The organism is Pseudoalteromonas ostreae (assembly GCF_018069805.1).
GTDB classification, from domain to species: domain Bacteria; phylum Pseudomonadota; class Gammaproteobacteria; order Enterobacterales; family Alteromonadaceae; genus Pseudoalteromonas; species Pseudoalteromonas ostreae.
In genome coordinates this window covers 14,988-28,282 of the sequence record NZ_JAGPYN010000021.1, presented here as the reverse complement: position 1 = coordinate 28,282, position 13,295 = coordinate 14,988, and the positions used below count along the sequence as shown (strand labels likewise).

Below are 13,295 nucleotides of genomic sequence, written 5' to 3'. Positions count from 1 at the left end.
AGGTATAGAGGGTTATGGTATGTCTGAAGAATTACCCATTAAGTTCAGCGATGCAGCTGCTGTTCGTGTTAAACAGTTAATCGACGAAGAAGAAAATCCAGAACTAAAACTGCGTGTTTATGTCACAGGCGGTGGATGCTCTGGTTTTCAATATGGCTTTACTTTTGATGAAAAAGCAAACCCAGGCGATTTAGAAATTGTAAAAAATGGTGTAACCTTAGTGGTTGACCCGATGAGTATTCAATATTTAGTTGATGGAGAGGTGGATTACACCGAGGGGCTTGAAGGCGCACGCTTTTTTGTTTCTAATCCGAATGCAACCACGACTTGCGGGTGCGGCGCTAGTTTCAGCGTATAGAGTTATTGATTAAAGCCGCAGGTGCGGCTTTTTTATTAGCTACAATTTAAATACTAAGATAACACTTTTAATGTTATTGCCTTAAAACTACTACCTACTCTACTATTTATACAATTATCTTGCGCTCCTATTATTGATAGCTAAAAGGAAACTTTGCTTTTGAAAAAGCTTGCCCAACAATTAGAAGAAAAACCTTATATTCTCGCGATAATTCTTGCTGTAGCAATTAGTATCTGGATGGGGTCAGGAGCAAGATCAAGCTATGCTAGTGATGAGCAGTCACAAAGTAATCATGAGAAAATAGCTAAAGTGCAAGTGGTAAGGTTAGTCGCTCAAGACATAAAAAACACCTTGTCATTTTATGGTAAATCAGAGCCTGACAAATTAGCGCGAGTTAGTGCACGCCAAGCGGGTGAAGTAAACAAAATCTATGTCAAAGAGGGGCAATTTGTTGAGCAAGGTACATTGATACTCGAGTTAGATAAATCTGATTTAGTTGCGCAGCTAGATTCCGCGACGGCATTATTAAAGCAATATACGGCTGAGTACGAAGGTGCACTTTCACTTCGAGATCAAGGCCTGCAAGACCGTGTACAAACTATGCGTAGTGAGGCTGTACTAGCGCAAGGAAAAGCGCATCTAGCTGGGCTGGAATTACAATTAGAGCGCACCGAGATACGTGCGCCGTTTAGCGGCATTATTAATAAACGAGTAGTGCAGCTTGGTGACTATGTGGCAATAGGTGATCCAATTTTGGAATTGGTTGATTTAGACCCTCTAATCGTTCGTGCAGATGCAACGCAAAAAGAAATCACCGGTTTTCATGTGGGTCAAGCTGTTCATGCTCATGTTTTAAATGATAAAACATACTCAGGAAAAGTGCGTTATATTGCCTCTGTTGCAGATGACAGTACCAATACGTTTCGTATTGAAGCGGCCTTTGCTAACCCTGAAATGAAATACAAAGCAGGTTATTCTACTCAGCTTGATATCTCGCTAGACTCAGCGCCCGCCATGCTATTAAGTCCTGCCTACATGGCACTTGATAGCGAAGGCAATATCGGTGTCAAGGTGATTAACGCAGAGAATCGCGTAGAATTTATAAATGTTAGTTTGGCTAAATCAACTGCCGAGGGGGTGTGGCTGTGGGGATTGGGTGAAACAGCAAATGTGATCACGTTAGGGCAAGGTTTTGTCAGAGTTGGCGATATTGTTGAGCCAGTGTTTGTTAAAGCTGATACGACAGCGGGTGAGTAAGGCATGAAAAACTTAATTGAAGCCTCGCTTAATCACACGCGTACCGTACTGCTGATTTTCATTCTATTATTAGTATCTGGCTGGGTGACGTACCAAAATATTCCCAAGGAAGCGAACCCCGATGTCACCATCCCGTTTATTTATGTATCAATCATTCATGATGGTATTTCTCCAGAAGATGCCGAGCGGCTGCTGGTGCGGCCGATGGAGATTGAATTACGCTCCATTGAAGGAGTAAAAGAAATGACGGCGGTGGCCAGTGAGGGTCACGCCTCAGTGACACTTGAGTTTATGGCGGGCATGGATCCAAAAGAAGCGCTCGCTGATGTACGTGACAGAGTCAGTCTTGCTAAAGCTAAATTACCGTCAGAATCTGAAGAGCCTGAAGTACATGAAATTCTCATGGAAGATCAGCAACCAACCATCACTTTAACACTCTCAGGTGACTCACCAGAGCGGGGGTTATTGACCCTTGCGCGTAATTTAAAAGACGAACTTGAAAGTATCTCTAGCGTATTGGAAGTTGATGTCGGTGGTGACCGCGAAGACATGGTTGAAATTGAAGTGGATCCACTGGCGATGATTTCATATGGGCTTGAGCCAAGTGATATAATTCAATTACTCTCTAACAATAATCGTTTAGTCGCTGCAGGCACCTTGGATACCGGCAAAGGGCGGTTTGCTGTAAAAATTCCTTCGGTATTTGAAACTATCCAAGATGTGATGGAACAACCTGTAAAAGTGGTAGGCGATCGTGTGGTTCGCTTTATGGATGTAGCTAAAATACGTCGTGCTTATAAAGATCCAAGCTCAATCGCTCGTATCAATGGCCGCCAAGCGGTATCCCTTGAAGTAAAAAAGCGTGCTGGTGAAAATATTATAGATACAGTAGCGCAAGTCAAAGAGGTCGTTAGCCAAGCACAAAAAATCTGGCCTGAGCATATCCTTGTTGATTACACCGGTGATATGTCGAAAGACGTGGAAATGATGCTTTCAGACTTACAAAACAACGTGTTATCAGCAGTATTACTGGTAGTCATTGTTATTGTTGCCGTGCTGGGAGTACGGACCGCATTTTTAGTGGGAGTGGCGATACCCGGTTCATTTTTAACCGGTATATTAGTGATTTCCTTATTTGGCCTAACCGTTAATATCGTGGTGTTATTTGCGCTGATCATGGCGGTTGGTATGCTGGTGGATGGCGCGATTGTTGTTACTGAATTTGCCGATAGAGCAATGAGCGAAGGAAAAACACGTAAGCAAGCTTATAAAATTGCTGCAGAGAGGATGGCATGGCCTATTATTGCATCAACAGCAACGACGCTTGCAGCGTTTGCCCCGCTAATATTTTGGCCGGGAATGATGGGTGAGTTTATGAAATACTTACCAATCACTTTAATTGCGACGTTATCTGCATCATTACTGATGGCACTGGTTTTTGTGCCAACGATCGGGGGATTGATTGGAAAAATTAGACCGTTAACACCACGACAAAAGCAAGATTTAGTGACTGCAGAGTCAGGTGATTTAACTCAGCTACAAGGTTTTTTAGGGCGTTATGTACGAGTATTAAATCAAGCACTTGATAAACCATGGTGGACGCTGTTAGCTGCCATAGTGTTCTCAATTTTAGTCTTTGTAGGCTTTATGGTATCAAAGCTAGGGGTTGAGTTTTTCCCAGATGTTGAGCCAAATGGGGTAAATATTAAAGTACGCTCGTATAGTGATCTGTCTATTTATGAAAAAGATGTGATCATGAAAGAAATCGAAACTCGTATTTTAGCTGTTGAAGGTATAAAAACCTTGTATGCGCGAACCGGTGGGCAAGATCAAATCGGCTCATTTCGATTAAACTTAAAGGATTGGCATGAACGCCCGCCTGCTGAAGATATCATTACCCAAGTGAATGAAATTACAGCAGGCTTTGCAGGTGTTGAGATTGAAATGCGTAAGGATGAAAACGGCCCTGGTGGTGGTAAAGCTCTGAGTATTGAGCTGAGCTCAAAATTTCCAGAGGTACTGAACCAGCAGGCTAAGCTGATTCGTCAAGCAATTGAAAAAGATGGCGCATTTAGAAATGTTGATGACACCGCTTCAAAACCGGGGATTGAATGGCAGTTAAAACTCAACCGAGCTGACGCAGCAAGGTACGGCGCAGACGCTGCCATGTTAGGTGCTAATGTACAGCTAATTACCAATGGCTTAAAGTTAGGGGAGTATCGCCCTGATGATGTTGACGACGAGATAGACATACGAGTACGTTTTCCGCACGACAAGCGAGATTTAAGCCGCCTTGAAACTTTGCGTATTAAAACGCTGCATGGCCAAGTGCCGATTAGTTATTTTGTTGAACGTCATGCTGCGTCAAAAGTGGATACCATTCGCCGTGTTGATGCTCATCGAGTAGTGACCATTAACGCTGACATGAGAGTAGGTGAGCAGTTGGCTAAAGCTTTACCTCGCTTACAAGCGCAGCTTAAAGAGCAAGGTTTAGACCCTCGTGTTAAAATTAAAGTTCGTGGCGAAACAGAAGACCAAGATGAATCCGAAACGTTCTTAAAAAATGCCTTTTTAGTCGCACTATTTGTGATGGGAATTATTTTAGTTACACAGTTTAATAGTTTTTATCAGGCTTTTTTGATTTTAAGCGCGGTAGTGTTTTCGACTGTTGGCGTGTTCTTAGGGTTATTAGTGTTACAGCAACCGTTTGGTATTGTTATGTCAGGAATAGGGGTTATTTCGTTGGCTGGTATTGTGGTTAATAATAATATTGTACTAATTGATACTTACAATGTATTAAGAGCGCAAGGGCTTGCTGCAAAAGATGCCATTTTAAGAACCGGCGCACAACGATTACGCCCAGTATTATTAACAACAGTGACAACTATTTTAGGTCTAATGCCGATGGTGCTACAGATCAATATTGATTTATTTAATCGAACAATTGATTTTGGTGCACCGTCAACGCAATGGTGGGTGCAATTAGCGACCGCTGTTGCAGGTGGTTTAACTTTTGCCACCATACTAACTTTAGTGCTGACACCTTGCTTATTAATGTTACGCGAACGCCGCAAGGCATAGTGTTGGTTTATTTTTGACCACTCAATCGACGTGAGTGACTTGGATCATTAAAATAAAAAAAACCAACACTATTGCAGAAAACGCTAAAATGTATATAAAGCCTTTCTTCCCTTGTTTGATCGGCACGTCATTTGCTTTAAGGAAAAAATACCAGCCTAAGCTGAGAATAACGGGCAGTAAAAACAATAACCTGAACATAAATTCTTGCTCCTAACAATTAAAACGATAGTTAATAATGTAACTATTTAATTTGCAAGTCAAAAATAATTAATCATAAAAAAGGTTTATTTAAATTAATTATTTGTTACATTAAAAAGGAACTGTTTATAGAATGTGTATTTTATTGTGCATTTAACAATAAAGTTATTTAACTACAATAGTTTGTTCCTAAAAATGGGGTGAACGACTGAAATTAGTTATTCACATGGGCCTGAATAGTATATAATGTATCCAAGAGTGAGACGGGCAAAATTTCACTCTTAATTAATTAAACTTTAAATCATCTAGTAGGAGATGTTTTTATGATGGGTAAAACAGTTTCTTCGGAAGAAAACTCGAAACTAACCAAGTGGCTTAAAACTAAACGACATGAGAAAGGTCACACAATGCGTAGCCTTGCTCAAGTACTTGGTACGCCGCATTCATTCATTGGCAAAATTGAAAACCAAGAGCGTCGTTTAGACGTAATTGAATTTTTACGTTATTGTGATGCATTAGAGGTCGATCCGTATGAGGGTTTAGGCTTATTAAAAGAAGGCTAATATTTAGTTTTTTTGTAAGCGCAGGGAAGCGCTCTCATTGATGTAAAATGATTTCTTCCCCTGTTAATTTTTACCGTGATAACTATTCTCTAACTCATATAATTTATTCCGGATCAAGTACAAGAATATTAATGATGGTATCACCATCAAGGCAGTCAAAATAAAGAATAACGACCAATTTCCACCTAACCAATCATCAATCACCACACCACTGTAACTTGAAAGCAAGGTTCGCCCTAAGTTCCCTAGTGAGGCTAGTAAAGCGTAATGTGTTGCACTAAAAGCGCGATCACATAGCATAGATATAAATGCCACCATAGCCACTAACGACCATGCTTGAGTAAAGCCATCTACGACAATTGCCATTGCGTATAAATGTTCTTGCGGGCCTGCAAGAGCGATCCAAGAAAACATTAAGTTAGAAGCAGCCATTGCCACACCGCTAATAAACAAACCTTTAACAATACCGTACTTGTGATTAAAAATACTGCCTAAAAATGCAAAAACGATGGTGATTAAACCTGTTCCCAGCTTTGAATAGTTTGCTATTTGAGTGTTAGAAAAGCCGACTTCTTTGTAAAATACAATCGACATACGGGCTAAAAATGCTTCACCAATTTTGAATAAAAAGATAAAAGCCAGCAGCGCGAGTGCTGTTTTTACACCATTTCGCGCGAAGAAGGTTTTAAAAGGATCAAGTACAGTAACAGCCAGCCATGCCGTCACTTTAGTTAATTGAGTCTGCTTACCCAATGCCAGCTTTTGTTGGTAAATACGTTCTAACTCAGCATGCACTGCCTCACGATTTGATTCTGGTTCTTTGGCCCAAAATACACAACTCATTAGCAGTAACATCAAAATAGCTAAAAAGTAATACACTTGTGGCCAGTCAATGTTTGGCATATCAGCCATATAAAACGGGATGGCACCAAGCAGTGCATAACCGCTCCACCAACCTGAAGTCGCCATAGCAGCCGCTGCGGTGGCTTTATGGCTTTCGTTTTCACTGAGGGTATCGATACGAAATGCATCAATAGCGATATCTTGAGTGGCAGAGGCGACTGCGATGAGTAAGCATAAAGCTGCAGCGACACCTAAATGGGCAGTAATATCGAGCCCGGCTAATAAAATAACACCGAGTAAAATAAAGCTCTGGCAAAGCAGTATCCAGCTGCGGCGCTGGCCAAGCCAGCGATAAAGAATGGGCAGTTTGATTCGGTCAACCAAAGGTGACCATAAAAAATTAATGCTGTACGCGCCAAATACAATGCCAAATAAGCCAATCATACTGCGACTGAGGCCTTCGTCTTTGAGCCAGGCTGACATTACAGAGCCAATCAGCACCCAAGGAAAGCCACTACTCATGCCAAAGATAAACACATTAATGAGGCGTTTATCTTTAAAGTAAGAAAAATATTCTACTATCGACAAATTTTTAGTCATAACGCCTTCAATGGCAAAGAGAGTTAGGCTCTCTTTATTATAGTTATAATGGAGTTGGCTCTAATACAGCCATATTTAAAATAATAACAGGGGTTTTTGGCACAAAGTCATAACCAATTTTTTCGTTAAACCCCGTTTCAACTTGCATGATTTTATCAAGTGTTTCATAGCCTTCCATTACCATACCGAACACGGCAAAACCCCAATCTTTACCGGGGTTTAGATGGTCGTTATCATCCATGTTAAAGAAAAATTGACGAGTACCAGAATGTGGTTGGCGGTCTTGATAGGCCATAGCTATGCTGTACATATCATTTTTTGAACCATTGCCACTTTCATTAAAGATAGCCTCACCTTCATAAACGCCGTCATATTCTTTATCGTAGCCACCGCCTTGAATAACAAAGTCTCGCTCGTTTTCTACATCACGTTCCACACGATGAAAAACAGTGCCTTTGTAACTGCCATCCATTACGTAAGTTAAAAAGTTATTGACGGTAATAGGGGCTTTTGAGCGATCCATTTCTATCACTATCTTGCCCATAGTGGTGGTGATCTCTACACGAGGGAACATATTGTTTTTCTGAACAAAGCGTCCTTCAGTTGCCGCTAAAAGTGGTTGGCTCAGCAGTAATAAAGCAGCCAATAAAAATACAGGTTTCATGATTAACCTTCTAAAAATGCGAGTAATTCAGGATCTGATACCATGCGGGTAATTAGCTGCTCAGTCAACTTATTGAGTTGACCTTCAATTTTGGCTCGGTCATGACCAAGCGGTCCTTCAAGGCTCGCATTACCACGGTAAATTTTACTAAAATTACTGCTGCTACGAATAACCCGTACACCGAGTTCAATTTTTGCATCGCTGGTATGAGAGACCATTTTTTCAGTCACCACTGCTTGTAAAGTACGAATATCCACTTCAAAGCGAGTCGTTGCCAAATTTGAAATGCTAGCGCCGTTGCGGCTCAGCGCGCTATCAAGCGCACTTTTAATCGACTCTGTGAGCCCTTGGCTGGCAATGGTTTGAGTTTTATCTGAGGTGATCAATTTTAATGTAGCAGGGTCTCCACGTAAATCAATCACACTGGTACTTAAATTTTGATTAATAGCGCTTAACTTGCCACTTTTATAAACCGGGTTTAGGATCAGTTGATTAGGCTGGCTACTACAAGCAGACACTGATAAAAAAGTACAGCAAAGTAAAATGTATTTCATCATGGTTATAGCATTCCATTATTTTTAGTCGCACTTAAGACTACAAACTTTTTATTTGAACCAAGTAACTCACAATTGCCAAACATACGTTTTAGTTTGTCATGGTAGTCTAGATGACGATTACCGATAATACGCAATTCGCCACCATTTTTTAAGGTGTCTTTGGCTTGCTTAAACATTTGCCATGCAATGTGATCAGTAACCGCTTGCGCTTGGTGAAAAGGCGGATTACATAACACTATATCGACACTTTCACGCTCAAAGCCAGTTAAGCAATCATTTTCAATAAAGCGGCATTGCTCAAACTTATCTTCCATATTGAGCTCAACAGTTAATCGTGCTGATTCAACCGCCATATATGATTCGTCCACAAAGGTAACTTCAGCGTTAGGGCAGCGTGACAGAGTCATTAGCCCAACTACGCCATTACCACAGCCTAAATCAACAATACTTTTTGCTTTATTGGTTTGTGGTAAATAGTCAAAAAAGAACCGCGCACCAATATCAAGTGAATCACGCGAGAATACATTGGCATGATTGCTAATGGTAAAGTCAGTGCCTTCAAGCGGCCAGCTTACCGGGAAATCAGCGGCTTTATAACCACCTGCGGCGTGGCTAATAATAAGGCGCGATTTTTTCACCGCTAAACTGGTTTTTGTTTCGCCAATAAATTGCTCAAACGCTTTAATAGTTGAGTTGTGTACATCTTTGGTTTTTGCTGCGCCAATAACCGGCGTGCCAGGTGCAAGTACTTCGCTGAGCTCAGACAATTGATATTGTAAAAAAGCTAATGTGCGCGGCACTTTTAAAATCACTAAATCAACCTGCTCAGGTAAAGCCGATAAGCTATCTAGCTGGCTAAATGCCGTAGTTGGTATTTTATTCTCAGCTAAGTTATAAGCGGCTGCTTGATGGCTAATATAAGAATCATTGACTGAACAAACCGTTAACTGACGTTTGCTAAAATAACAAGACAAGCCACCAAAGCTATCATTTAAGATTAGCAAAGAGCGACAATCAGGATAATGTTCAGTAACATAGTCGATTAAGTACTCGTCTGCTGAATCCCAAGCTTGTAAGCTACGGTTTTTTTGATCGAGCGGAAAACGTTCAAGAGTAAAGGGAGTATCGCCGAGCTGTGCTTGCGTGGTCATAATATTAGTGATCAGTAATCAAATGATAGGTAAATTCTAACATGCAACGGCAAAAGACCAACCCCCAACAGTTACCAAATGGCTTTTCTTATCAAAGAAGGGCGCTGAGTGCACAAAAAAGCCTCGATTTATTTTATTATTTGCAACAAAATTTAAACTGGCAGCAACCTGCAACCACTGTTTATGGTCGAACAGCTCCCATACCTCGATTACAAAGCTTTATTAGCGATAATGATATTGAATACGGTTATTCGCAGAGCAAATTAATAGTTGAGCCTTGGTCGTCAGTTCTATTGGCGATGCGAAAACGTTTAGAGAGGCATTTACAGCAGCCTTTTAATTCTTTATTGGTAAATTATTATCGCGATGGTCACGATACCATGGGCTGGCACAGCGATGATGAAATTGAGCTTGGTATACAGCCAACTATTGTGTGCATCTCTTTAGGCGCAGAGCGGGTGTTAAAACTCAAACATAAGGCCAGTAATAAAGTAACCGACTTATTGCTCCAAAGTGGTAGTTGTTTAGTGATGTATGCTGACAGCCAGCGGGATTATCAACACGCGATTGCCAAGCAAACCACGTTAGCTCACCCACGTATCAGTTTGACGTTTAGGTATATTTTACCAAAACCCAGCTAGCCAACTTACAAACTTACTTGTTATAGTAGGCTAATTAATCAGTTTTAAAGTGAGCATTTATGTCAATGCAACAACAAATAGAAAGCAAATTAGCCGATGGCCTAGCTTGTAAGCATCTTAATGTGGTGAACGAAAGCCATATGCATAGTCGTGGAACTGATTCGCACTTTAAGGTGATTGTCGTCAGTGAAGAATTCAGCGGAAAGCGCTTATTACAACGCCATCGTCAAATAAATGAAATTTTAAAAGATGAGTTAGCTAATTATATTCATGCATTAGCAATTCATACTTTTACTCCAGAAGAATTTAGTGAGCAAAGCGGTCAAGTCGCAGACTCACCAAGCTGTTTAGGCGGTTCAAAATTAGATTAACGGCCAGGTTTGGTTGAGCACAATACTCATCAGACCTGTATTTTTACAATTAGCCTTTAAACTAGCGCTAATTTTTATTGAGATAGATATAGGATGATCAATGGTCATTAAGCCTAAAATTCGCGGTTTCATCTGTACTAACGCCCACCCAGTTGGCTGTGCAGCACATGTGCAAGAACAAATTAACTATGTAAAACAGCAAGGTAGATTAAAAAGCGCGCCTAAAAATGTACTCGTTATAGGTGCTTCAACTGGCTATGGCCTTGCATCACGTATTACAGCTGCATTTGGCGGTGGCGCTAAAACGTTGGGTATCTTCTTCGAAAAAGAAGGCACAGAGCGTAAAACAGGTTCTGCGGGTTGGTATAACACTGCAGCATTTCAAGCAGCCGCAGATGCTGAAGGTTTATGGTCTAAAAATATCAATGGTGATGCGTTTTCTAACGAAATCAAACAAAAAGCGATTGATACAATTAAAGCGGATTTAGGCAAAGTAGATTTAATTATTTACAGCTTGGCATCGCCTCGTCGTACTGATCCAAATACCGGCGAAGTTTACTCATCAACACTTAAGCCAATTGGTGAAGCTGTTACAACCAAAAACTTAAACACCACAAAGCGTGAAATTGACGACATTACCGTGGAAGCTGCAAGCCAAGAAGACATCGACAATACTATTAAAGTAATGGGCGGTGAAGATTGGGAAATGTGGATTGATGCGCTTAAAGCAGCCGATGTACTTGCTGATAACTTTAAAACGACTGCTTATACCTATATTGGTAAAGAGTTAACATGGCCGATCTATGGTCATGCAACAATTGGTAAAGCAAAAGAAGATTTAGACCGTGCAACTGTGGCTATTAAAGAGTCGACCAATGCATTAAATGGTGAAGCGTATGTGTCGTCACTAAATGCGGTTGTAACACAAGCCAGCTCTGCAATTCCTATTATGCCACTTTATATTTCTGCTTTATTCAAAGTAATGAAAGCTGATGGCACATATGAAGGCACTATTGAGCAAATTCATGCTTTATTTACTGAAAACCTATACGGTGATTCACCGCGTTTTGACGATGGCGGCCATTTATTCCAAAACTACAAAGAGCTGGAAGATGACGTACAAGCGCGTATTCAAACTGTGTGGGACAGTGTAACCACAGCAACAATTGACGAATTAACCGATTACGTGGGTTACCATAATGAGTTTTTACGCTTATTTGGTTTTGGTATCGACAGTGTAGATTACGATCAAGACGTTGATGCAATCGCGCCTATTGCAAACATGATTGACTAATTCAGCATTGTTTATTTTAAAAGTCGCTGCGGCGACTTTTTTTATGGTTCGCCACTTTTCTGCCGCTATTTTTGTTTAATTTCCATCCTTACTCGCGAGTAATAGCACTTTGGTCTATATTGAATTTTATTCAAATGCGGCGATTGAGTTAAATAACCACACTTGTCGTATTAATTTCATATTTACACTCGCATAGTAGTCACGATTAATGTTAAAATTCGTGCAATATATGTGAGGAGTTTAACTGCGTTGCTTGTTTTGAGATTAAAGCAGGTAGTTCTTTGATATCTTGAATTTAACTTAGATCATCGAAATAGCGACGTGGTTGGTACGATTTTTCAGTTTCTTTCCGTTAATGTAGTGCAAGTGCGTATGATCAACATAAAAAAAGGTCTGGACTTACCCATAGAGGGCGCGCCTCAGCAAGTTATTCATGATGGTTCTACCGTCAAACGTGTAGCTGTGCTAGGTGAAGAGTTTATTGGTATGCGTCCAACCATGCATGTTCGTGTGGATGACCAAGTCAAAAAAGGCCAGGTACTTTTTGAAGATAAAAAGAACCCTGGCGTATTATTTACTGCCCCAGCTGCTGGTACAGTAAAAGAAATTAATCGTGGTGCAAAACGTGTGCTGCAATCTGTCGTAATTGAAGTAAACGCCAGTGAGCAAATCACCTTTGACGCTTTCTCAGCTGAGCAGCTTTCGAGCTTAGAGCGTGAAAAAGCCAAAGAAGTGCTTATCCAGTCAGGTCAATGGACGGCACTTCGTGCTCGCCCATTCAGTAAAGTAGCGGCTGTGGATGCGAATCCTAGTTCTATCTTTGTGACGGCTATCGACACTAATCCACTTGCTGCAGATCCTGCAGTGGTTATTGCTGAAAATGTACACGCATTTGAAGCGGGATTAGCTGTGGTTTCTCGTTTGACTGATGGCAAAGTATTTGTTTGTAAACAAGCTGGCAGCCAAGTACCTAGCTCATCAATTCCTCAAGTGGAAGTACATGAGTTTGGTGGCGTACATCCGGCTGGCCTTGTTGGCACACATATCCATCACTTAGACCCCGTGTCTGCAAGCAAGCAAGTTTGGCATATTGGTTACCAAGACGTTATCGCCTTTGGTCACTTATTTCTAACTGGTGAAATCTCAACAGATCGAGTTATTTCTCTTGCAGGTCCTCGTGTTAAGAACCCTCGTTTAGTGAAAACTCAACTAGGTGCTGCTTTAGATGATTTAGTTGCTGGCGAATTAGAAGATGGCGATAACCGTGTTATCTCTGGTTCTGTTTTAGCAGGTGCTATTTCACAAGGTCCTCAAGCGTTCTTAGGTCGTTACCATGTTCAAGTATCTGTTTTACTTGAAGGTCGCGAGAAAGAATTATTTGGTTGGATCCGTCCAGGTAGCGATAAATTCTCTGTAACACGTACTTTCTTATCGCACCTAACACCGAGTCGTTTATTTAAAATGACAACGTCAACAGGTGGTTCAAAGCGTGCAATGGTACCAATTGGTAACTATGAGCGCGTGATGCCTTTAGATATTTTACCAACACTATTATTACGTGACTTAATTGCCCGTGATTTAGATGGTGCAATTTCATTAGGGGCGCTTGAACTTGATGAAGAAGATTTAGCGTTATGTACCTTCGTTTGTCCAGGTAAATACGAGTATGGTTCAATCCTACGCGATTGCTTGACTACGATCGAGAAGGAAGGCTAGA

General features: G+C 40.9%; 13 protein-coding genes. 8 read left to right on the top strand and 5 right to left on the bottom strand.

What is annotated here, in order from left to right; translation table 11 throughout:
- Positions 1-19: 19 nt before the first annotated feature.
- The 3 genes from erpA to J7338_RS15905 all read left to right on the top strand — a co-directional run bounded on the left by erpA (position 20) and on the right by J7338_RS15905 (position 4,696).
- Complete coding sequence (gene erpA, locus J7338_RS15915) at positions 20-358, top strand: iron-sulfur cluster insertion protein ErpA (protein ID WP_007376119.1); 339 nt, start codon at positions 20-22, stop codon at positions 356-358.
- 159 nt (positions 359-517) lie between these two features.
- Complete coding sequence (locus tag J7338_RS15910; protein ID WP_228733009.1) at positions 518-1,615, top strand: efflux RND transporter periplasmic adaptor subunit; 1,098 nt, start codon at positions 518-520, stop codon at positions 1,613-1,615.
- Between the two features lie 3 nt (positions 1,616-1,618).
- Positions 1,619-4,696, top strand: coding sequence for an efflux RND transporter permease subunit (locus tag J7338_RS15905; protein ID WP_210797953.1), 3,078 nt, complete (start codon positions 1,619-1,621; stop codon positions 4,694-4,696).
- 21 nt (positions 4,697-4,717) lie between these two features.
- Here J7338_RS15905 and J7338_RS15900 read toward each other — a convergent pair whose 3' ends face one another.
- Positions 4,718-4,894: a hypothetical protein gene (locus tag J7338_RS15900; RefSeq protein ID WP_210797952.1), complete on the bottom strand. Its 177-nt coding sequence runs from the start codon at positions 4,892-4,894 to the stop codon at positions 4,718-4,720.
- 323 nt (positions 4,895-5,217) lie between these two features.
- Here J7338_RS15900 and J7338_RS15895 point away from each other — a divergent pair, with 323 nt between their 5' ends.
- Positions 5,218-5,457, top strand: coding sequence for a helix-turn-helix domain-containing protein (locus tag J7338_RS15895; protein ID WP_210797951.1), 240 nt, complete (start codon positions 5,218-5,220; stop codon positions 5,455-5,457).
- A 63-nt stretch (positions 5,458-5,520) separates the two neighbouring features.
- On the opposite strand, the gene J7338_RS15890 is transcribed toward J7338_RS15895, so the two are convergent.
- Genes J7338_RS15890 through J7338_RS15875 form a run of 4 tightly spaced genes read right to left on the bottom strand, consistent with a single transcriptional unit; the run spans position 5,521 to position 9,272 of the window.
- Positions 5,521-6,900, bottom strand: coding sequence for an AmpG family muropeptide MFS transporter (locus tag J7338_RS15890; RefSeq protein ID WP_210797950.1), 1,380 nt, complete (start codon positions 6,898-6,900; stop codon positions 5,521-5,523).
- A gap of 43 nt (positions 6,901-6,943) precedes the next feature.
- Positions 6,944-7,564: a peptidylprolyl isomerase gene (locus J7338_RS15885; RefSeq protein ID WP_210797949.1), complete on the bottom strand. Its 621-nt coding sequence runs from the start codon at positions 7,562-7,564 to the stop codon at positions 6,944-6,946.
- A gap of 2 nt (positions 7,565-7,566) precedes the next feature.
- Positions 7,567-8,121, bottom strand: a complete 555-nt coding sequence (locus J7338_RS15880) for a YajG family lipoprotein (RefSeq protein ID WP_210797948.1) — start codon at positions 8,119-8,121, stop codon at positions 7,567-7,569.
- A gap of 2 nt (positions 8,122-8,123) precedes the next feature.
- Positions 8,124-9,272 carry a methyltransferase gene (locus tag J7338_RS15875; protein WP_210797947.1) on the bottom strand — a complete coding sequence of 383 codons (1,149 nt, stop codon included), beginning with the start codon at positions 9,270-9,272 and terminating at the stop codon, positions 8,124-8,126.
- A gap of 41 nt (positions 9,273-9,313) precedes the next feature.
- Here J7338_RS15875 and J7338_RS15870 point away from each other — a divergent pair, with 41 nt between their 5' ends.
- The 4 genes from J7338_RS15870 (at position 9,314) to J7338_RS15855 (ending at position 13,294) form a co-directional block, all read left to right on the top strand.
- Positions 9,314-9,913, top strand: coding sequence for an alpha-ketoglutarate-dependent dioxygenase AlkB family protein (locus tag J7338_RS15870; protein ID WP_210797946.1), 600 nt, complete (start codon positions 9,314-9,316; stop codon positions 9,911-9,913).
- A 59-nt stretch (positions 9,914-9,972) separates the two neighbouring features.
- A complete protein-coding gene (locus J7338_RS15865; RefSeq protein WP_210797945.1) occupies positions 9,973-10,284 on the top strand; it encodes a BolA family protein in 312 nt (103 codons plus the stop codon).
- 100 nt (positions 10,285-10,384) lie between these two features.
- On the top strand, positions 10,385-11,578 hold the full coding sequence (fabV, locus tag J7338_RS15860; RefSeq protein ID WP_210797944.1) for an enoyl-ACP reductase FabV: 1,194 nt from the start codon (positions 10,385-10,387) through the stop codon (positions 11,576-11,578).
- 372 nt (positions 11,579-11,950) lie between these two features.
- Entirely contained in the window at positions 11,951-13,294 is a 1,344-nt protein-coding gene (locus J7338_RS15855) for a Na(+)-translocating NADH-quinone reductase subunit A (RefSeq protein ID WP_210797943.1), read from the top strand.
- Position 13,295 lies beyond the last annotated feature (1 nt).